This window comes from Flavobacterium anhuiense, assembly GCF_900101855.1.
Lineage (GTDB): Bacteria > Bacteroidota > Bacteroidia > Flavobacteriales > Flavobacteriaceae > Flavobacterium > Flavobacterium anhuiense.
Genome location: NZ_FMVC01000002.1, coordinates 346,814 through 367,953 on the forward strand (window position 1 = coordinate 346,814; position 21,140 = coordinate 367,953).

A 21,140-nucleotide genomic window follows, 5' to 3' on the forward strand; every position below is an offset into this window, starting at 1 on the left:
GTTATTCGTTTATGTTTAATGTTTTCAAAAAGAAATCTCCCGATTTCACATCTGAAGCAAGCTGTTCTAAGGTTGTTTTAGTCAACATTTCTAAAAGCAAACCTCGTATTTTCTTGAATTCGTGATGAACTGGACAAGGATGTTCTTCTGAGCATTCTTTTAACCCTATTCCACAACCGCTATATATTTTATTTCCATCAATAGCGTCTACAATCTGAATTAATTTTACAGATTTTGATGCTTCTGGCGAAACTTCAAATCCGCCACCTACTCCTTTTGCTGAATGAATAATGCCATTTTTGGTCAAAATCTGCATAATTTTGGCTGTAAATGGTTCTGGCGAATCAATTTCTTTCGCAACATCTTTTATTCCAACTCTTATTCCTTTAGAAGATTTGGTTGCAATAAATATTGAAGCTCTTATTCCATATTCACACGCTTTTGAAAACATACATCCTTAATTAATTCTCAACAAAGATATACAGGTTTTATATAAAAGACAAATTTATCCTTAATTAATTGTAAAAGGGCAGAAAATTATTTATAATGAAACTAATTAGTACTAATAACAACACATATTCACCATTCAATTCTTATAAAAACCAATTTTAATTTTAACTTTGAGAGTATTAAAACTTAAATATTTCACAAATGCCTTTAAGCAATTCAAAAGATTTAAAACTGGCAGTTCTTATTGATGCAGACAATGTGCCTTATAGCAATGTAAAAGGTATGATGGAAGAAATTGCAAAACTAGGAACGCCAACCACGAAAAGGATTTATGCCGATTGGACCAAACCAAATGCGAATGGCTGGAAAGGCGTTTTATTGGAACATGCTATCACTCCTATTCAGCAATATAGCTATACAGTTGGGAAAAATTCGTCAGATTCTGCTTTGATTATTGACGCAATGGATTTGCTTTATTCTGGAAAATTAGATGGCTTTTGCATCGTTTCTAGCGACAGCGATTTTACACGACTTGCCGTAAGACTTCGTGAATCGGGCATGAAAGTAATTGGAATTGGAGAAAAGAAAACGCCAAATTCGTTTATTGTAGCCTGCGATCGTTTTATTTATATTGAAGTTTTGGACGGCGCAACTCAAAAGAAAAAACCAAAAGAGGTAGTCGCTGCAGATACTAAGAAAATCGTCGAAAAGCCTGCTGAAAAAGCGCTTCATAAAGTTGACAAACAAACAATCGAATTGATTGAATCTACGATTGAAGATATTGAAGACGATGATGGATGGGCATTCTTAGGAGATGTCGGCAATCTGATCGTAAAGAAAAAACCTGAATTTGATCCTCGTAATTATGGTTATTCTAAACTTACTCCTATGCTTAAATCGCTTACCGATATTTTGGAAATTGACGAAAGAGAGTCGGACAAAAAAGGAATCAAACACGTTTATGTCCGTTTAAGATTCAACTAATTATCGCATTTATTACCTATTAATTTTTTAAAAACATGAGAAAAAAATTCTTTATTTACGGATTCTTATTGTTTATAATTGTTGCCGCAATTTATTATTACACAGGACGAGGCTATTTACTCGTAATTATTCTTCCGATTTTGCTAATTGTGGGAATTTACAACGCATCTCAAGAAAAACATGCTATTTTAAGAAACTTTCCTGTCTTAGGCTATTTCAGGTACTTATTTGAAATGATTGCGCCTGAGATTCAGCAGTATTTTATTGAAAGATCTACTGATGGAAAGCCTTTTTCAAGAAATCAGCGCTCATTAGTGTATCAAAGAGCCAAAAATATTGACTCAAGTACTCCATTCGGTACACAACTAAACCTAAACACAGAAAATTACGAAGGAATAAAACACTCTATTTTTCCTGCGAAAGTAAACGAAGAACTGCCTCGCGTATTAGTCGGCGGAAAAGATTGCAAACAGCCTTATTCTGCTTCTTTGTTTAACGTCTCTGCAATGAGTTTTGGATCATTAAGCGAGCATGCCGTTCGCGCCATCAATATCGGAGCGAAAAAAGGGAATTTCTACCAAAATACCGGAGAAGGCGGTTTAACCGACTACCATTTGGAAGGTGGCGGTGATATTACTTGGCAAATTGGAACAGGATATTTTGGGTGCCGAGATGCAGAAGGAAATTTCAGTCCTGAAAATTTCTCAGCAAAAGCAAACCTGCCAAATGTAAAAATGATTGAAATTAAACTTTCTCAAGGAGCAAAACCAGGTCATGGAGGTGTTCTTCCTGCGAAAAAAAATACAGAGCAGATTGCTAAAATTAGAGGAGTTGTGCCACATACAATGATTCTTTCTCCTCCTGGACATCATGCTTTTTCTGATTCAAAAGGCTTAATACGATTCATTAAGCAATTACGTGATTTATCTAATGGAAAGCCTATCGGATTCAAATTATGTATTGGGAACACAGCTGAGTTCGAAGCTATCTGTCAAGAAATGATTAATGAAGATACTTACCCAGATTTCATTACCGTTGATGGAGCTGAAGGCGGAACGGGTGCTGCTCCGCTTGAATTTGCTGATGGTGTCGGAATGCCTTTTGAACCTGCCTTGATTTTCGTAAACAAAACTTTAGTGCGTTTAGGCATCCGCGATAAAATGCGTATTATTGGAAGCGGAAAAATCATTTCTGGATATTCTATTTTGCATGCCATTGCTCTTGGAGCAGATATGTGCAACAGCGCGAGAGGATTTATGTTTTCTCTTGGCTGCATTCAAGCATTACGCTGCCATAATAACGAATGTCCGACTGGGGTAGCAACACAAAACAAGATGCTTATGAAAGGTTTGGTTGTAACAGATAAATCTGAAAGAGTGTACCACTTTCATAAAAATACTTTGCATGCCGCTAATGAACTTTTGGCTGCCGCTGGAAAAACATCTTTTGCAGATGTAGATATCAATATTTTTATGCGCGGAGACGAGTTCACTAACTTATCAGAACTCTATTTCCCAGATAACTTGAAAAACGTTACTCAATTCTCATAAACAGAAAAGCCTCTTCAAAATTGAAGAGGCTTTTTCTTAAAATCTATTTTGATTACAATTTTGCTGTTTCTTTTGATTTTGCAGTTCCTTCTAAAACTGCCAATTCATCTTGATCTACTAATTCCTGTGCTAAAATAGCATTATTATAAGCCAAGAAGTATACATCGAACTTTACCCCTTCGGCAATCAAAGAAGGAGAAATTTGATCGTTTTTGATCATCTCTTTCAATAAATCTGGAAAAGATTCTTTGTAGGCTAGTTTATTGGCATCGTTTTCTTCTAAATTAGTTTCAATTCTGATTTCGATTTTATTGTCATCCAGAAAAGCTTTTGCTGTTGTACTAGTAATACCACTCCCTTTTATAGAAGATAAATTGTTATAATTGCTTACATGCTCCTGTATTTTCTGCTTTGTATTTTTACAGCTGACTAAAAATAATGCAAAAGCAAGCGCAAATGCGATTTGGGTAATTTTTTTCATAATTCTTTGGTTTAATAGTTATTTTTTAACTCAAACATAATTAATTCATAACATAAAAACAACATTCAATTACAAAAAAAGCACACACAAATATTTGAAAACAAACCAATTATATTCTTAAAAAAGGATTATTTGTAAGAATAAAAAAGTTTCATTTACAATTAATTTTTGGTCTTAAATACAAAAAAGTCTCTTTAAATAAATTTTAAAGAGACTTTTAATATGTAAGAATCAAAATGATCTGTTTTTTGCAAAAATGTGATTTCTTATTTCAAAAAATCTTTAAGAGATTCCCCTGTTAAGGTTTCTTTGTCTAAAACCGTATTATCGTCTGCTAGAAAATAAACGTCAAACTGTACTCCTTCCTCAATCAATTGTCTCGGAATTTCGTCTTTATCGATCATTACTTTTATCAATTTTGGAAAAGAAATAACAGATGCCGATTTATTCGCTTCATTTTGCTCTAAATCAGTTTCAAATCGCAATTCAATCTTATTATCATTAATATAACCTCTTGCTGTGGTAAGTGTAACATTATCAGCTCTAAAACTTGGAGCAATCGTTTTGTTGTACATAACAACATACTCTTGAAGTTTCTGTTTGGTGTTTTTACAGCTTAAAAGCGTCAACACCATCATTATTGCAAAGGCAATCTGGCTTATTTTCTTTAGCATAATCTTTTATTTTAATTTTTGAAGTCTTAATAACGCCTCAAGATAGTAATAATCTGCGTAATTTATAGAACAATCTATCTCGCTTCCCGCAGGTTTATGACCCGTTGAATGCAATAAAAATGCTGAATTTACATCATGGCTTTGATAATTATTAGAAAGCGAAACAATCATCTTTTTAGCTTTTGTTAAGTATTCCGCTTTCAAACTCTTGTCTTTTGTGTACGAACTTAATTCTAAAAGTGCAGATGAAACAATGGCTGCAGCCGAAGCATCTCTTGGTTCATTAGGAATATTTGGCGCATTAAAATCCCAATAAGGCACTAAATCTTCTGTAGTTAATTTATCCAAATAAACTCGTGCTAATTTATGGGCAAAATCTAAAAACTTAGCATCTTTTGTTTCTCTGTACGTCATTGTAAAACCGTAAATCGCCCATGCCTGACCGCGAGCCCACATACTGTCGTCACTGTAACCTTGAGCGGTTCTTCCTTTTATCTTTTTTCCTGTTTCGTAATCGTAAATAATAACGTGATACGAAGTATTATCTGGTCTAAAATGATTTGCCATTGTGGTTTCGGCATGTTTTACAGCAATATCATAAAGTTTCTTGCTTCCACCATTTTTAGAAGCCCAAAACAAAAGCTCCAAATTCATCATATTATCAATAATAGTATTATGTCCTCCCATTTTATTGTGAGGCCAAGATTGGATTGTTCCCACTTTCGGATTAAAAAGCGTCGCCAATGTATCTGCAGTTCTTAAAATAATCTGTTTGTACTCTGGATTTTTAGTCAATCTGTATCCGTTTCCAAAACTATTAAAAATCTGAAATCCTAAATCATGATCACCTGCTTTGCTGGTAGAAAGTGGCGTTAAAAAGCGACTGAATTTATCAGCTTCTTTTTCCCATTTTTTGTCTTTGGTTGCTTCGTACAAAAACCACAGTTCTCCAGGCCAGAAACCGCTCGTCCAATCTTTATAGCCAACAAATTTCCATTCATTGCTTCCATTAGGAACTGTTCTAGGGGAAGTTCCGTCATTTGGAATCACTTTTAAAGTTTTAGAAGCTTGTTCTGCGCAATAATCCAATTGCTTTTTAATATTAAATGAATTGTTTTTTTGAGAATAGCCTTGATTTCCTAATAGAAATAAAGCTGCAATCAGGGTAAAAAATTTTGCCTTCATGTGGTTATTTTGATAGATAATTAATTAACTGATAAATGTATAAAATAAAGTGACGCTATTCAGGTTTTGTATTTTTTGTTACCTAAAAATGGATTATTGATACACTATTTTAAGACATAAGATTTAGTTTGTCATTCCGAGTAACGAGGAATCACACGAGAAATTCCGCAAAGTAATTCGCCAATCTTTGTCGATCTGCGAGTGCGATTCCTCGTTCCTCGGAATGACAAACGAGGCTTAATTTCTTTTAAAAATTTATCCTAAATTTGCTTTAACCAAAACCTAATCTCAACTTGAACAAAACCAGAATCACCTATTTTGTAGTTTTCCTAAGCATCATTTTCCTCGGAATACTGTCAAGAAAAATTCCTTTTATCCCTTTATGGATCGGCGATTTTTTTTATGCTGTAATGATTTACTTTTTAGTTAGAATTTTCTTTCCATCAAAAAAGTTTTGGTTGGTAATACTACTTTCCCTTTTTATTTGTTATGGAATTGAGTTTTTACAACTTTATCAAGGCAATTGGATTGTTAAACTTAGAAAAACACTTTTTGGGAGATATGTTTTAGGTCAAGGATTTTTATGGTCAGATATTTTGGCCTATACATTCGGAATTTCACTTACCTTTATTATTGAAAAATCATTTTTAAAATACTACCACAATGAATCTCGTTTTCGCATCAAACAACAAAAATAAAATCGCAGAAATTCAAAGCATGCTTCCTGAAAGCATTAAAATATTAAGCTTAGAAGATATTAATTGTTTAGAAGATATTCCAGAAACAGCAGACACCATAGAAGGAAATGCAATTTTAAAAGCTGATTATGTAACTCAAAAATATGGTTACGATTGTTTTGCAGATGATACAGGTCTAGAAGTAGATGCTTTAAATGGCGAACCTGGAGTTTATTCTGCGCGTTATGCGGGCGAGCAAAAAAATGCAGATGATAACATGAACAAGCTTTTGGAGGCTTTAAAAAATAAGGAAAATCGCAGCGCCCAGTTCAAGACCGTTATTACTTTAAACTTAAAAGGAAAACAATATTTGTTTACCGGAATTGCAAAAGGAGAAATTACATTCACAAAAACAGGAACAAATGGATTTGGTTACGATCCTATTTTTAAGCCTGAAAATTTCAATGAAACCTTTGCCGAATTGCCTTTAGCTACCAAAAACACTATAGGTCACCGCGGAAAAGCTGTTAAGCAACTCATTGATTTTCTGAACACCACAAAATAATTGTTTAAAATACAACATTTTAGAGGCTAAATTTTACATTTCGCGACGTATTTTTTGGCTTGTTTCCGCATTTCTTGCAAAAATTTATTTTAATAAAACTGTAACTTTTTGATAATCAATTATTAATAAATACATAATTATTAAAAACGCATTAGTATATCTGAATAATTAACAGTAATTTTGCACCCTATTTTAAAACACATATGAATAAATTTGAACAATTAGGATTGAATGAATCGTTACTGAAGGCGATTTTAGATCTAGGATTTGAAAATCCGTCAGAGGTACAGGAAAAGGCGATTCCCCTATTATTGGAAAAAGACACGGATATGGTTGCGTTGGCTCAAACAGGGACAGGGAAAACGGCAGCTTTCGGTTTTCCGCTAATTCAAAAAATTGATGCCGACAACAGAAATACACAAGCATTAGTTTTATCGCCAACACGCGAGTTATGTTTACAGATTACTAACGAACTTAAAAACTACTCAAAATACGAAAAAGGTATTAATGTGGTAGCAGTTTACGGAGGAGCTAGTATAACAGAACAAGCAAGAGAAATAAAGAGAGGTGCACAAATCATTGTGGCAACTCCAGGAAGAATGCAAGACATGATTAACAGAGGTCTAGTAAATATTAAAAACATAGATTACTGTGTTTTGGATGAGGCTGACGAAATGTTAAACATGGGATTCTATGATGATATCGTATCTATTTTATCAGATACTCCAGACGAAAAAAGCACATGGTTGTTCTCTGCAACTATGCCTCAAGAGGTGGCTAGAATTGCAAAACAATTCATGAGTGATCCATTAGAAATTACTGTAGGTACAAAAAACTCAGGTTCATCTACAGTTTCTCACGAATTTTATTTAGTAAATGCTCGTGACCGATATGAAGCTTTAAAACGTTTAGCTGATGCTAATCCAGACATTTTCTCTGTAGTTTTCTGTCGTACAAAGAGAGACACTCAAGCTATCGCAGAGAAGTTAATTGAAGATGGTTATAGCGCTGCTGCGTTACACGGAGATTTATCTCAAGCGCAACGTGATGGTGTAATGAAATCGTTCCGTGGAAGACAAATTCAGATGCTTGTTGCTACTGACGTTGCTGCACGTGGTATTGACGTTGATAACGTAACTCACGTTGTTAACTACCAATTGCCTGACGAGATTGAAACTTACAACCACCGTTCTGGACGTACGGGTAGAGCTGGAAAATTAGGTACTTCTATTGTAATTGTTACAAAAAGCGAGTTACGTAAAATTTCAACTATTGAGAGAATCATTAAACAAAAGTTTGTTGAAAAAACTATTCCATCTGGAATTGAAATCTGTGAAATTCAGTTATTGCACTTAGCTAACAAAATTAAAGATACTGAGGTTGATCACGAAATTGACAACTATTTACCAGCAATCAACAACGTTCTTGAAGATTTATCTAAAGAAGAGCTGATTAAGAAAATGGTTTCAGTAGAATTTAACCGTTTCATCACTTACTACAAAAAGAATAGAGATATTTCTGTTCAATCTTCTGGTGAGAGACGTGAAAGAGGTGATTCTGAACCAAGAGAATTCAGCAATAATGGAGCAGTTCGTTATTTTGTAAACATTGGTTCTAGAGACAACTTCGACTGGATGTCATTAAAAGATTACTTGAAAGAAACGTTAGACTTAGGTCGTGATGATATCTTTAAAGTAGATGTAAAAGAAGGATTCTCTTTCTTTAACACAGATCCACAGCATACAGACAAAGTAATGGACGTTTTAAACAACGTTCAATTAGAAGGTCGTCGTATCAATGTTGAGATTTCTAAAAATGATGGTGGCGGAAGACGTGATCACAACAACCGTGGCGGAAGACGTGATTCTGGAAGAAGAGAAGGAAACTTCGCTCCAAGACGTGAAGGCGGTTTTAGAAGTGACAGAAGTTCTTCTAGAGATGGAGGTTCACGTGATGGAGGTTTCAGAAGCGACAGAAACTCATCTTCAAGAAGAGAAGGCGGTTTTAGAAGCTCTGCTCCAAGAAGTGAGGGTGGTTCAGATAGAGCTCCAAGACGTTCTGAAAACTTTGGAGATAGTTCAAGACCAAGAAGATCAAGAAGAGATTAATATTTCAATTTCTTTAAATACAAAATCCCAAATTCCATATTACTTGGAATTTGGGATTTTTTTTATGTCAAAAAATTTTATTTTTCGTAAATCGCTTCTGTAATCTAAACATAACCTTCACTACTCATTTTTATTTAACCTAAAAAAGCAACACTACTGCCTTTGTTAATTTTCTTATAATTAAATTCCAAGACTGCGAGATATTTAATCCCTATTTACTACTTTTAGAGCTTTAAATCAGGATATGAAATATTTCGCAATTTTCTTTTTTACACTTTTCGCTAGCATTGGTTTTGCGCAAGATACACAGCAACAGCCGACAGTTCCTCAAAGAGTTTCAGGTTATGTTATTAATGATGATAGCAAACAGCCTCTTGCCGGCGTAAACATCATTAACACCAACAAAGTACGTGGTGCAAAATCTGACGAAAAAGGGTATTTTGAAATTGACGTGCAAGTCAATGATACACTACATTTTTCTATTCTGGGATTTCAATCATTAAGAATTAGAGTCACAAATGACTGGATAAAAAATAAAGTAACGAGAATTCAGCTTACCGAAAAAGCAATTGCTTTGGAAGAAGTTGTCATTGCTCCTTTCTCTCTAACAGGATATCTTGAAATTGATTCTAAATTAATTCCAACAAAAGAAAACTATCGTTACAGCATTTCTGGACTTACGCAAGGTTACGAAGCTGGTGAATATGCTCCAAATGCTTTTGGGAAAGTCCTCGGTTCGATTTTTAACCCCGCCGATATGCTCTACAATTTCTTTGGAAAAAATGGTAAAGAACTCAAGAAACTTAAAGAGATGAAAAAGGACGATACCGTACGAACACTCTTGGAGTCCAAATATGACCGCGAAACAGTTGCTGTACTATTAGGAGTAAGCAAGGATGAAATCCCCGAAATTATGCACCGCTGCAACTATTCTGATTCTTTCATCCAGACAGCAAACGACCTTCAGATTATGGATGCGATAAGCGCTTGTTACGAACAGTATAAAGTCTTAAAAAGAAATTAATAATATTTTATCATAAAAAAATCCTCAATTTAAGATTGAGGATTTTTTTTAGTCGCAGTTGACAGTCTCAGTTTAACAGTTCTGCGAACTGAATACTGAGACTGCGACTGAAAACTATTTAACTGGTATATTCTCAAGAATTTCTAATACAAATTTCCAATATTTTTGTGCCGATGAAATACTTGCTCTTTCATCTGGAGAGTGCGCTCCGTGAATTGTCGGTCCAAAAGAAATCATATCCATATCAGGATAATTTGTTCCTAAAATTCCGCATTCTAAACCTGCGTGACAAGCTACAACTTTTGGCAGCTGGCCATTTTGTTTTTCGTAAATGCCTTTTAAAACTTCTAATATCTCAGAATTCACATTTGGAGTCCAACCTGGATACGAACCTGAAAGTTCTACTTCGCATCCCACCAATTCGAACGCAGAACGTAACGAATTAGCCAAATCAAATTTAGAAGATTCAACAGAAGAACGCGTCAGACATCCTACCAAGATTTCTCCATCTTTAATAACAACACGAGCAATATTATTTGAAGTTTCAACCAAATCAGCCATATCAGCACTCATTTTATACACTCCATTTTGAGCTGCATAAATCGCTCTGATAATCCCTTCTTGAACTCCTAAATCCATTACTTTTTCAGGCAATTCACTTTTTACGATTTCAATAGTCAAGTTAGGCTCCGTTGTTTTGTATTCGGCTTTGATATCAGAAATGATTTCCTGCATATCATACACATAAGCCTCATCAAACATCTGAGAAATGATAACCTTTGCAAAACTTTCTCTTGGAATTGCATTTCTCAAACTTCCTCCATTGATTTCAGCAATCTGCAACCCGAAATTTTCAAAACCATCAAACAACAAACGGTTCATGATTTTATTGGCATTTCCTAAACCTTTATGAATGTCCATTCCTGAATGTCCTCCGTTTAGACCTTTTACTGTAAGAGTATATCCAACAGAACCTTCTGGAACTTCTTCTTCATGATAAGTTCTTGTTGCCGTTACATCAATTCCGCCAGCACAGCCAATATCAATTTCATCGTCTTCTTCAGTATCCAGATTTAATAAAATCTGACCTTGCAGAATTCCTCCTTTTAAGTTTAAAGCTCCTGTCATTCCAGTTTCTTCGTCAACAGTAAACAATGCTTCTATTGCTGGGTGTGGAATATCTTTGCTTTCCAGAATAGCCATAATAGTCGCCACTCCTAACCCATTATCAGCTCCAAGTGTTGTGCCACGAGCGCGAACCCAGTCACCATCAACATACATGTCGATTCCTTGTGTATCAAAATCAAAAACTGTATCTGCATTTTTTTGGTGCACCATATCTAAATGCCCCTGCATTACGATTGGTTTACGATTTTCCATCCCTGGAGTTGCCGGTTTTCTGATGATTACGTTCCTGATTTCATCTTCGAAAGTTTCTAAACCTAAGCTGTTTCCAAAGTTTTTCATAAACTCAATGACACGCTCTTCTTTCTTGGATGGACGAGGAACTTCGTTTAAATCTGCGAATTTGTTCCAAAGTTCTTTTGGTTCCAGATTTCTTACTTCTTGACTCATTATATTTTGTTTGAATTATTTCGGATATTTTGAAGGATTTAATGACGTATTAAAAACAGATAGAATATAAATAGTTTTTAAATCTTCGTCAATAAAATAAAAAATTATAAAAGGAAATGTTTTAATAGGCAAACCGTGATAATCTTTATACCTAATTTGAAAGAAAGGATTTTTAGTTAGCCTTTCAATATTTTCATCAACTGTCTGATAAAAATATTCACCTAATCCAACTTGCTTAGATTCATAATAATCAATAGCATCTTGGATGTCCAGAATTGCTCTTGGCTCAATTACAACCTCAAAAATCATTTATCAGATTTAAAAACAAATTGTTTCTTTGCTTCATTCCAAGGAACAAAATTCTCTGCTTTTGATGTTGCTCTTCTTTGATCTAACAAATCTCTAATTTCTTTAGACACAGAAAAATCATCAATTACAGTTTCATAATTGAATTTTTCAATCAACTTCATAAAAAAAGCTAATTCTTCATCTGGAATATTTAAGGTTATCTGTGTCATTTTTTCCTTATTATTGAGTAACAAATTTACAAAAAATAACACAAAATAGTATTTAATTATTATTTTTATAAAAACGCAAATTGTGAAATCAAAATATACACTTCCCATATTTCTTATAATCCAAATCGCCTTTTATAAAATTCTTGTTTACTTTCCAGATTTTGTGGAGGGCTTCTACAGCAAAAATTTATATATCAGGATTTCACATTTTTTAAGAATACTTTTAGGCAAAATTCCATTTTCTGTTGGCGACTTTTTTTATGGCCTCTTAATCATTTCTATGATCAGCTGGTTTTGGAGAATCAGAAAGACATGGAAAACAGACTGGAAAGATCATCTTTTAAAAATAGTAGGCAAAATTTCTATTTATTACTTTTTGTTCCATCTACTTTGGGCTTTCAATTATTATCGTGAGCCCCTTTCTCAAAAAATGAATATTAAAAGAGAATATAGCGATGCAGATTTATTGGCCTTTACCAAAAAACTAATTATAAAAACCAATGAAATTCAATTTAAAATCACAAAAGATAAAAACGAAAAAATTCAGCTTCCTTATTCCCAAGAAGAAGTTTTTAAAATGAATATAAACGGATATGATAATCTTGCTCGAGAACATTCGTATTTTAAGTACGAGACTTTAAGCGTTAAAAAATCATTATTCAGCCTTCCCTTAACTTATATGGGATTTGGAGGTTATCTTAATCCGTTTACAAACGAGGCACAAGTAAACAATTTACTTCCAATGTATTCTTTCCCTCTTACCTCTTCTCACGAAATGGCACATCAGATAGGTTTTGCGAGCGAAAACGAATGTAATTTTATTGGCGTTTTGGCATCTGTGAAAAACAATAATCTGTATTTTCAATATTCAGGATACAGTTTTGCTTTGCGTTATTGCCTTGGAATCTGGAAATTTAAAAACGAGAAAATTTTTGAAATATTAAAGAAGCAAGTAAATACTGGAATTTTAAAAAACTATCAGGAAAGTCAAGATTTCTGGAAAAAATACGACACTTTTATAGACAAAGGTTTTCATTTTTTATACGATAATTTCCTGAAATCAAATAACCAGAAAGATGGCATGGAAAGCTACAGCAGGTTTATTGACCTCATGATTAATTATTACAAAACAAGAGAACTATAAAGTTTGCCACGAATTACACCAATTAGCACAAATTTTAAAAAACTCAACTTTAATCTATTCTGTTTGAGAAGTAATTCGGGAAATTTGTGAAATTCGTGGCAAAAAGTAAATCATCAACTGTAACAAAAATGATTTCATAACTACTAATACATTATGAGCGAAAATCTAGAACAGTCATTTGTTGCGCAGCTGCAGGCAAATCAGAATATAATCCACAAGATTTGTAGATTATATACTGCTGGAGAAGATGCTCATAAAGACCTGTTTCAAGAGATTACCATTCAGCTTTGGAAAGCTTATCCAAAATTTAGAGGCGACAGTAAATTTTCGACTTGGACATATCGTGTTGCCTTAAACACAGCAATTACCTTATACCGCAAAACCAAAAGAACTATTTCGACCGTAGATTATGAAAACCATCAGCATTTTGTAAAAGATGTTGACTACAATTATGAGGAAGAGGAACAGATTAAACTGATGTACAAAGCAGTTTATCAATTGAATGACATTGAAAAGGCATTAGTTTTTATGTATTTAGAAGACAAAGATTATCAAGAAATAGCTGAAACCTTAGGAATCAGCGAAGTGAATGCGCGCGTGAAAATGAACAGAATTAAGGGGAAACTTAAAAAAATACTAAATCCTTAAAAATTATTATGAAAGAACTGGATTTATTAAAAAAAGATTGGCAAAAGAACTCTGATTCTTTTCAACAAATTTCTGAAAACGAAATCTATAAGATGATTCACAGAAAGTCATCTTCCATTGTAAAATGGATTTTGATTATCAGTATTTTGGAAATTTCGTTTTGGACATTTTCAAATTTATTCATTAATACAGACGACGTATTGCATAAAATGAATCACCCTGAAATTGTAACCGCTTTAGAGTTTCTAACGTACTTTAATTATGTTGTCGTACTGATTTTTGTTTACATTTTCTATAAAAATTACAAAACAATTTCGACCACCATAGCCACAAAATCATTAATGAGTGCTATTTTAAGAACCCGCAAAACGGTTCAATATTATGTTTGGTATAATCTAGGAATGATTGTTATAACAGCTATTTTAAGCTTCTTTATTGCATTTGTTTACAATCCAGACATGGAATTTCTAAGAGAAAAATTAGCCATGAACGGAAAAGCCATGTTTGTTACAATCGGGATATTATTCCTGGTGATATTAGGCTTCTTCGGATTGTTCTGGTGTTTCTACAGAATTATTTACGGAACGCTTTTAAGACGATTGTACGCAAATTATAAGGAGTTGAAGAAGATTGACTTTTAAAGTTGCTAAGGTTCTGAGACGCTATGCCGATAGCTATCGGGTCTAAGCTTTTTTTCTGAAATTCCAAAGATGAAATTCCAAATTCCAACTGATAAAACTTGAAAACTTGATACAAAATCGATTTGTCACCCTTAGCGAAGTCGAAGGGCACAAAGTTTTAGGTAAGTTTCGACTTCGCTCAGCCTGACAAAACAAACTTGAAACCTGAAACTTTAAACAAAAAAAAGGCAAAAAGTTAGGCTTCAACTTCGCTCAACCAGACAAACTTTAAACTTTAAACTTTAAACCTGAAACAAAACTCTAGTAATCCCATTGTCTCATTTTATTCAGTTCTTCTTGTGCTTTAATTTCTTCAGCTGGAATAACTTTTAAAAATGATGGATGCTGTTCGATGGCGTATTCTACTTTTTCTACGATTTGTTCGATGGTATCGTTTTCATAATCAATATCAAGAGGTTCTTTGATGATGAAAGATTGCAGAATTCCTTTTTTCTTCATTCGAAGTCCTTTTTTGTCGAATGATCTACGGAAACCATCAATTACAATAGGAATAACGATTGGTTTGTGTTGTTTAATGATATGAGCGGTTCCTTTACGAACTGGTTTAAATGATTTTGTCGTTCCTTGCGGGAAAGTAATAACCCAACCATCTTCAAGCGCAATTCTGATGTTTTCAGTATCATTCGGATTCACTTCTCTTTTTTCGGTCACATCAACACCTTTTGATCGCCAAGTTCTCTCAACTGTAATGGCGCCTACATAAGCCAAAATTCTTGGCAGTAAACCAGCCTGCATCGTTTCTTTTGCAGCCACATAATAAATATTCATTTTGGGCTGCCACAAATAACCAATATTCTTAATCGTGTCTTGACGTCCTGATAAACTGGCATTAAAGACATGAAACATCGCTACAACGTCTGCAAAATAAGTTTGGTGGTTGGAAATAAACAAAACATTAGTATCTGGAAGTGTCTTAATAATTTCAGATCCTTCAATCTGTAATTCATTAAAACCTCTATATCTCTTATGAGTCATGGCACCTAGAACTCGGATCAACCATTTCTTGATGAATAATATATGCCCAAAAGGATTTCGTTTAAACAATCCCATAACTAATTTATCTTATTTTTTTGTTAGGTCGCAAACATACAAAAATTATTCTTTTAGCAACACTTTAAAACATTTTCTCGAATTAAGCGATATTCAAATGAATATCAAATCGTTAAATAAACTTTATCAAATTTATTTTGCCATGGCTTCTTTTAAAACATCTCGCAATTCACTCAAAATCATTGCCGTGGCTCCCCAAACAACATGATTCTGAATATTAAAGGCAGGAACTAAAATATTGGCTCCATAAGAAGTTGATAATCTGGCTTCGATAATAATATCATCATTTAAAAAAACAGATAAAGGCAGTTCGATAATTCCGGCAACTTCTCTTATATCAGGATAAAAAGAAAGCTCTTCTTTGGCAATTCCTAAAAACGGATGCACCAAAAAGTTGCTTGGCGGAATATACATCGGTGAAAAATGTTTAACAATGTCTATTTTATCTCTCGTAATTCCAACCTCTTCATGGGTTTCTCTAAGCGCTGTAGTTTCAAAATTTAAATCTTCTTTCTCGTATTTCCCGCCTGGAAATGCAATCTGAGCCGAATGAACTCCATCATAAGCATTTCTAACAATCAAAACCAGATGCGTTTTTCCCTGTTTGGGATAAAACAGCATCATTACTCCCGCCATTCTGGCGTTTAATGCTTCAATATCAAGATTTTTTAATCCCTCTATACGCTCTTTTGGAGCCATTTTTAAATGTGAAGTTACTGCTGGCAGCTCTACTGGAATTATATTGGGAACATATTTCAAAAAGTCTTGAAAATTCATAATCAAAGCTTATTTTTGTATTTTCAAATAAAACATAAATATACTCCAGAAAACGCAGTACCACAAGTTTTCTGTTATTAAAGCCTAAAAAATGTACAGCAAAGAAGAATCGCAAAGAATAAAAAGAGAATTTTGGGTAGCATTTGCCGAGAAATATCCTCGCAAATGGGTGCTTTATGATACGAAGATTAAAGACTTTTCTTTTAAGTTCTATGTTGACAATAAAAAGGCTCAGGTTTTAATTGATATTGAACACCGAAGCGATGAAAAACGTATCGCTTATTTTGAAAAACTTGAAGCTTTAAAAAATATTCTCGAAGAAGAATTCATCAAAGATTTGGTTTTCGAAAAAAATTATACTCTTGAAAACGGCAAAACCATCAGCAGAATCTGGGTTGAAAAAACTGGCGTTGGTTTCAGCAATAAATATACTTGGGATGCAATTTTTGATTTCTTCAACGAAAACATGCACGCTCTAGAAATGTTCTATTTAGAATATGATGAGTTTATTAAGGATGTGGAGAATTGAGGTTCTAAGATGCTAACTTTATAAGATTCTGAGACACTAATATTATATAGCAAACCCGACAGGTTTTTAAATCTGTCGGGTTTATTATTTTGTTAAATCTAAAAAACTTAGAGCTTAATATCTTAGTATCTCAGAAACTTTTACACCGTAATAATATTATAAACAATAATATGATCGTCGTAATTGATGTAAAGCTGTTTTCTATAATCTTGCTTTTTTCGGGTTATAATAGATAATTTACATTCTTTTCCGTCGTTGTCTTTACATATAAAAGAATATACAATATCGGTATCGTTTTCTTCTCTTTCGATATAATCTAAAATATTGTATAATTGAATTTCTTGCGAATAGACTACAATTCTATGTTTATTAGTGTCTAAAACCACCGAGAGATTTACCAAATCGAGATTAGACCATTCTCCCCATTTTCCTCTTTCATTTTTTTCTAAAACACTAAAACCTGACGTTTTAAAATGATAAGACTGACTTTGAATCTGTTGCAATCCAAAAGTCAAAAACAATAACAATATGTAGGGGCGTATGGAATTCATAAAATATTTCTTGCAGTCAATTAAAACTCAAATGTAGTCTTTTCTTTGGATGCGGTTTCAAATTCGGCTATCATTTGTTGAATAATTTCTTCAACGGGTAAAATTTCATGAATCAGACCTGCTACTTGCCCAATTTCTAATTCTCCCTCTTCCAAATCTCCTTCAAACATTCCTTTTTTGGCTCTTGCTCTTCCTAAAAGCTGAACTAATTCTTCTTTAGATGGGCATTTTTGGTACAAATCCTGAACGTCCTGATAAAATTTATTCTTTATCAATCGAACAGGCGCTAATTCTTTCAGAGTCAATTGAGTGCCCCCTTCCAAAGTATTAACTATTGTTTCCTTGAAATTATTGTGCGAAGACGATTCTATAGATGCTGCAAAACGGCTTCCGACCTGAACACCATCTGCTCCCAAAATTATGGCAGCAAGCATTCCTCTTCCTGTTGCAATTCCTCCAGCAGCAATCAGCGGAATCTTGATTTTTTCTTTTACCATCGGAATCAAAGTGAAAGTAGTGGTTTCTTCGCGTCCGTTGTGTCCACCTGCCTCGAAACCTTCAGCTACTACTGCATCTACGCCAGCATCTTGGGCTTTCAAAGCAAAAACACTGCTGCTAACCACGTGAACAACGGTAACACCTCTTTCTTTCAAAAAAGAAGTCCACGTTTTCGGATTTCCAGCAGAGGTGAAGACAATTTTTACGCCTTCTTCTACCACAATATTCATAATTTCTTCAATATTTGGATATAACATCGGAATATTGACCCCAAAAGGCTTATCGGTCGCTTTTTTACATTTCTGAATGTGTTCTCTCAAAACTTCTGGATACATAGAACCTGCACCAATAAGTCCTAAACCTCCTGCGTTGCTTACAGCAGAAGCCAATTTGTAACCGCTGTTCCAGATCATTCCGCCTTGAATGATTGGGTATTTTATATTGAAAAGCTGAGTGATTTTATTCATTAAAATTATTGCTTGATTATCTTTCCTGTTTTATGCAGCTTATCGGCATCAAAACTATAGATATACAATCCGCTTTGAAGCGATTGCAAGGAAAGAACTGGATTTGAATTATTGATTTTTTCTTCTATTAATTTTTGCCCCAATATCGAATAAATGGTTACTGATGCAGTATTATTTTCATTTAGAAAAGAAAACGAAACTTCATTTTTAGCGGGATTTGGATATACCGCAAACGAAGCTTCCGCTACAAAATCATCAACACTTAATGCTGCTCCAAAATTTGGAATTCCATATCCGTAATTATTATCTGGATTAGCATATCGATCAGCAGATTGGATAATCATTTGTCTGATTTCTTTATTGGTTTTGTTTGGAAATGCCTGCCATAAAGAAGCTGCAATTCCCGCCATAATTGGGCAAGAAAATGACGTTCCGTTTGCCGTAACGATATTTCCATTTGAATCAGAAACTACCGCTGCTGCTCCTTGCGCCATAACATCAGGTTTTATTCTGCCATCATAACTTGGTCCGATTGAACTTGAACTAGCTTTTACCTTAGAAGCATTAACTGAACCTATTGCCAATACTGAAACCGCATCGGCAGGAGCGCCAACATGTTTTTCTACTTGATTCCCTTCATTTCCAGCAGAAGCCAAAACCAATATTCCTTTACTAAAAGCAATTTCGGCACCACGAGAAATAAAAGTCGTAATTCCGTTCATATCGCTATAGGTATGGTTGTAATTTGGATTATCACGATCACCAAAATACCCCAATGAAGTTGTAATTATATCAACTCCCAAAGCATCTGCTTTCTCTGCAGCCTCAACCCAAAGCGATTCTTCTAGTGGAATCTCCTGGGCATCAATCTCTGTGATAAAAAGATAATACGATGCATTTGGTGCTGTTCCAACCAATGAATTTACCTTATAACCGCCCATTGTAGACAATACTAAAGTACCATGATCATCTCCTGCGTAAAAATTGGCATTTCTTGTAGTATAATCGTAACCGCCTAAAATTTTATTATTATTTCTGAGATTTTCAAAAGGCTGAGCCGTGTTTACACCGGGAAATCCTGCATCCAAAACTGCTATAATTTTTCCTTCTCCTGTATAATTCTGCTTATGCAAAACTTGTCCGTTCAGCATTTGAATTTGATTAGCAGAATTTCCGTAAGAATAGTCAATTTCCGTTTTTAACTTATCATGAGACTGATTAATAGAAGTTTCCGAAACTCTTTTTCCTGTCGTATTTAAAGTTTTATTGGCAAACTCAATTCTAGAAACAAAAGCTAAGGCTTTTAAAGCATTAATGTTAGCCTGAGTTCCTTGAACATGAAGTGCATTCAGCCATTTTGACTGTGCTTTTACGGTAATTCCTGTACTTGAAGTAATTTGATTTACATAAGAAATTTCCAGAGGAGCATCTGTAATAGCCAAAGCAATGTTTTGGCTCGTTCTTCGATCCAAAGCTCTTTGAGAAAGTTCGGTTAGCGGATTGTCATAAAAGGCTTGTGCATTAGGCTTACCATTAAAATAAACCCACGCATCTTCTTGTGAAAATACTGTAAACGAAAGAAGTAATAAAAGAAAAGTAAAGTTATATCTCATCAATTCATACCTTTAAGGGATTTGCTCCCAAATAAAGTATAAAGCTAAGAAATTACTCCCGAACCAACTAATTCATTTTCTAAATACCAAGCAACAAATTGTCCTTCTGTAATAGCAGACTGCGGCTCTTCAAACTCCACATACATTCCGTCTTCAAATTGGTACAAAACCGCTTTTTGCAAAGGCTGACGGTAACGGATTCTTGCCATCACTTCCATTTTTTCTCCTGCTTTTAGCGTCATATCTTCTCTAATCCAATGCACTTCAGATTTTCCAACAAAAAGTGCTTTTTTGAATAAACCTGGATGCTCGCTAGACATCCCTGTATAAATGGTGTTGGTTTCTACATCTGTTGCAATTACAAATAAAGGCTCTGTTGTTCCTCCTACATTTAGACCTTTTCTTTGTCCAACTGTAAAGTAATGAGCTCCTTGGTGTTTTCCAACCACTTTTCCCATTGTTGGAACATAGTCTAGCTTTTGAGATTCTAACTTTAATCTTTCCTCCAAAGAAAGGTCAGCTGATTTCTCAATATTGTAAATCGGATCATTTTTATCAACCTGAACAATTTTACCTTCTTTAGGTTGTAGTTTTTGCTGTAAAAATTCTGGAAGACGAACTTTTCCAATAAAGCATAAACCTTGAGAATCTTTCTTTTCTGCAGTAACCAATTCCATTTCAGCCGCAATTTCTCGCACTTCTGGTTTTGTTAAAGCTCCAATAGGAAATAAAGCTTTTGATAATTGCTCTTGCGACAACTGACATAAGAAATACGATTGATCTTTGTTTACATCATTTCCGGCAATTAATTGAAACACCGTTTTTCCGTCCACTTCGATTTCAGTTTTTTGGCAATAATGTCCCGTAGCCACATAATCTGCACCAAGACTTAGAGCAATTTTCATAAACACATCAAATTTTATTTCGCGGTTACAAAGAACATCAGGATTTGGAGTTCTTCCTTTTTCGTATTCGTTGAACATGTAGTCAACAATTTTCTCTTTGTATTCTTCGCTCAAATCAACTGTTTGAAACGGAATTCCAAGCTTTTCAGCAACAAGCAAAGCATCGTTACTGTCTTCCAGCCAAGGACATTCGTTAGAAATAGTAACCGAATCATCGTGCCAGTTCTTCATAAAAAGGCCTATAACTTCGTATCCCTGCTGTTGCAATAAATACGCTGCAACACTAGAATCTACTCCCCCTGAAAGTCCTACAACTACTCGTTTCATTTTGAATGTTTAATTTTTTAAGGTTGCAAAGGTACGCCAAATAATAGAAAATTTCACAAAGGTTTGCATTAGTTTAAGCAATCCCGCAGTAGATAAAACTTATCACTTTTTTAAGTACATTTAATCATTCATTTTTTAT

At 34.2% G+C, this 21,140-nt stretch carries 23 protein-coding genes; 10 read left to right on the forward strand and 13 right to left on the reverse strand.

Annotated features, from left to right (window positions below):
- Position 1 precedes the first annotated feature (1 nt).
- The gene (locus BLP44_RS06035; RefSeq protein WP_066032278.1) at positions 2 to 451 is read right to left on the reverse strand and encodes an RrF2 family transcriptional regulator; all 450 of its coding nucleotides are present in this window, start codon (positions 449 to 451) and stop codon (positions 2 to 4) included.
- A 200-nt stretch (positions 452 to 651) separates the two neighbouring features.
- Between BLP44_RS06035 and BLP44_RS06040 the strand changes: the two genes are divergently transcribed.
- Both BLP44_RS06040 and BLP44_RS06045 read left to right on the forward strand, forming a co-directional pair.
- Positions 652 to 1,434: an NYN domain-containing protein gene (locus BLP44_RS06040; protein WP_008462511.1), complete on the forward strand. Its 783-nt coding sequence runs from the start codon at positions 652 to 654 to the stop codon at positions 1,432 to 1,434.
- Positions 1,435 to 1,469: 35 nt separating this feature from the next.
- Positions 1,470 to 2,984, forward strand: coding sequence for an FMN-binding glutamate synthase family protein (locus BLP44_RS06045; protein WP_008462510.1), 1,515 nt, complete (start codon positions 1,470 to 1,472; stop codon positions 2,982 to 2,984).
- 52 nt (positions 2,985 to 3,036) lie between these two features.
- On the opposite strand, the gene BLP44_RS06050 is transcribed toward BLP44_RS06045, so the two are convergent.
- From BLP44_RS06050 to BLP44_RS06060, 3 genes are all read right to left on the reverse strand, one after another.
- Complete coding sequence (locus tag BLP44_RS06050; RefSeq protein ID WP_066032280.1) at positions 3,037 to 3,465, reverse strand: hypothetical protein; 429 nt, start codon at positions 3,463 to 3,465, stop codon at positions 3,037 to 3,039.
- Between the two features lie 266 nt (positions 3,466 to 3,731).
- Positions 3,732 to 4,139: a hypothetical protein gene (locus tag BLP44_RS06055; RefSeq protein ID WP_091130578.1), complete on the reverse strand. Its 408-nt coding sequence runs from the start codon at positions 4,137 to 4,139 to the stop codon at positions 3,732 to 3,734.
- Positions 4,140 to 4,145: 6 nt separating this feature from the next.
- Entirely contained in the window at positions 4,146 to 5,324 is a 1,179-nt protein-coding gene (locus BLP44_RS06060; RefSeq protein WP_091130580.1) for a glycoside hydrolase family 88 protein, read from the reverse strand.
- A gap of 293 nt (positions 5,325 to 5,617) precedes the next feature.
- On the opposite strand from BLP44_RS06060, the gene BLP44_RS06065 reads away from it, so the two are divergent.
- The 4 genes from BLP44_RS06065 (at position 5,618) to BLP44_RS06080 (ending at position 9,698) form a co-directional block, all read left to right on the forward strand.
- Positions 5,618 to 6,022, forward strand: a complete 405-nt coding sequence (locus BLP44_RS06065; RefSeq protein ID WP_091130581.1) for a ribosomal maturation YjgA family protein — start codon at positions 5,618 to 5,620, stop codon at positions 6,020 to 6,022.
- Positions 5,988 to 6,566, forward strand: a complete 579-nt coding sequence (locus BLP44_RS06070) for a non-canonical purine NTP diphosphatase (protein WP_091130584.1) — start codon at positions 5,988 to 5,990, stop codon at positions 6,564 to 6,566. The genes BLP44_RS06065 and BLP44_RS06070 overlap by 35 nt, the downstream gene beginning before the upstream one ends.
- Before the next feature lie 203 nt (positions 6,567 to 6,769).
- Positions 6,770 to 8,674 (forward strand): DEAD/DEAH box helicase, encoded by a 1,905-nt coding sequence (locus BLP44_RS06075; protein ID WP_091130588.1) that lies wholly within the window; start codon positions 6,770 to 6,772, stop codon positions 8,672 to 8,674.
- Positions 8,675 to 8,918: 244 nt separating this feature from the next.
- Positions 8,919 to 9,698, forward strand: coding sequence for a carboxypeptidase-like regulatory domain-containing protein (locus BLP44_RS06080; protein WP_008462503.1), 780 nt, complete (start codon positions 8,919 to 8,921; stop codon positions 9,696 to 9,698).
- A gap of 114 nt (positions 9,699 to 9,812) precedes the next feature.
- On the opposite strand, the gene BLP44_RS06085 is transcribed toward BLP44_RS06080, so the two are convergent.
- Genes BLP44_RS06085 through BLP44_RS06095 form a run of 3 tightly spaced genes read right to left on the reverse strand, consistent with a single transcriptional unit; the run spans position 9,813 to position 11,791 of the window.
- Positions 9,813 to 11,273, reverse strand: coding sequence for an aminoacyl-histidine dipeptidase (locus tag BLP44_RS06085; RefSeq protein ID WP_091130589.1), 1,461 nt, complete (start codon positions 11,271 to 11,273; stop codon positions 9,813 to 9,815).
- Positions 11,274 to 11,288: 15 nt separating this feature from the next.
- Positions 11,289 to 11,582 (reverse strand): type II toxin-antitoxin system RelE/ParE family toxin, encoded by a 294-nt coding sequence (locus BLP44_RS06090; protein WP_091130593.1) that lies wholly within the window; start codon positions 11,580 to 11,582, stop codon positions 11,289 to 11,291.
- Complete coding sequence (locus BLP44_RS06095) at positions 11,579 to 11,791, reverse strand: hypothetical protein (protein ID WP_091130595.1); 213 nt, start codon at positions 11,789 to 11,791, stop codon at positions 11,579 to 11,581. Before BLP44_RS06095 ends, BLP44_RS06090 begins: the two co-directional genes overlap by 4 nt.
- Positions 11,792 to 11,873: 82 nt before the next feature.
- Here BLP44_RS06095 and BLP44_RS06100 point away from each other — a divergent pair, with 82 nt between their 5' ends.
- The 3 genes from BLP44_RS06100 (at position 11,874) to BLP44_RS06110 (ending at position 14,224) form a co-directional block, all read left to right on the forward strand.
- Positions 11,874 to 12,935, forward strand: coding sequence for a DUF3810 domain-containing protein (locus BLP44_RS06100; RefSeq protein ID WP_091130596.1), 1,062 nt, complete (start codon positions 11,874 to 11,876; stop codon positions 12,933 to 12,935).
- A 153-nt stretch (positions 12,936 to 13,088) separates the two neighbouring features.
- Positions 13,089 to 13,583: an RNA polymerase sigma factor gene (locus BLP44_RS06105; protein ID WP_008462500.1), complete on the forward strand. Its 495-nt coding sequence runs from the start codon at positions 13,089 to 13,091 to the stop codon at positions 13,581 to 13,583.
- A gap of 8 nt (positions 13,584 to 13,591) precedes the next feature.
- Positions 13,592 to 14,224: a hypothetical protein gene (locus tag BLP44_RS06110; protein WP_008462499.1), complete on the forward strand. Its 633-nt coding sequence runs from the start codon at positions 13,592 to 13,594 to the stop codon at positions 14,222 to 14,224.
- 300 nt (positions 14,225 to 14,524) lie between these two features.
- On the opposite strand, the gene BLP44_RS06115 is transcribed toward BLP44_RS06110, so the two are convergent.
- Together BLP44_RS06115 and BLP44_RS06120 are read right to left on the reverse strand one after the other, a co-directional pair.
- Positions 14,525 to 15,334, reverse strand: a complete 810-nt coding sequence (locus BLP44_RS06115; RefSeq protein WP_008462498.1) for a lysophospholipid acyltransferase family protein — start codon at positions 15,332 to 15,334, stop codon at positions 14,525 to 14,527.
- 132 nt (positions 15,335 to 15,466) lie between these two features.
- A complete protein-coding gene (locus BLP44_RS06120) occupies positions 15,467 to 16,111 on the reverse strand; it encodes an NUDIX hydrolase (RefSeq protein WP_091130598.1) in 645 nt (214 codons plus the stop codon).
- Between the two features lie 91 nt (positions 16,112 to 16,202).
- Here BLP44_RS06120 and BLP44_RS06125 point away from each other — a divergent pair, with 91 nt between their 5' ends.
- Positions 16,203 to 16,640 carry a DUF4268 domain-containing protein gene (locus tag BLP44_RS06125; protein ID WP_091130603.1) on the forward strand — a complete coding sequence of 146 codons (438 nt, stop codon included), beginning with the start codon at positions 16,203 to 16,205 and terminating at the stop codon, positions 16,638 to 16,640.
- A gap of 140 nt (positions 16,641 to 16,780) precedes the next feature.
- On the opposite strand, the gene BLP44_RS06130 is transcribed toward BLP44_RS06125, so the two are convergent.
- From BLP44_RS06130 to mnmA, 4 genes are read right to left on the reverse strand one after another with little or no spacing between them, the layout of a single operon-like run.
- Entirely contained in the window at positions 16,781 to 17,191 is a 411-nt protein-coding gene (locus tag BLP44_RS06130; RefSeq protein WP_008462495.1) for a hypothetical protein, read from the reverse strand.
- 20 nt (positions 17,192 to 17,211) lie between these two features.
- On the reverse strand, positions 17,212 to 18,156 hold the full coding sequence (locus tag BLP44_RS06135; protein ID WP_091130613.1) for an NAD(P)H-dependent flavin oxidoreductase: 945 nt from the start codon (positions 18,154 to 18,156) through the stop codon (positions 17,212 to 17,214).
- Between the two features lie 5 nt (positions 18,157 to 18,161).
- On the reverse strand, positions 18,162 to 19,769 hold the full coding sequence (locus BLP44_RS06140) for a S8 family serine peptidase (RefSeq protein WP_091130614.1): 1,608 nt from the start codon (positions 19,767 to 19,769) through the stop codon (positions 18,162 to 18,164).
- Between the two features lie 44 nt (positions 19,770 to 19,813).
- Positions 19,814 to 21,001, reverse strand: coding sequence for a tRNA 2-thiouridine(34) synthase MnmA (gene mnmA / locus BLP44_RS06145; protein WP_091130615.1), 1,188 nt, complete (start codon positions 20,999 to 21,001; stop codon positions 19,814 to 19,816).
- Between the last annotated feature and the right edge of the window lie 139 nt (positions 21,002 to 21,140).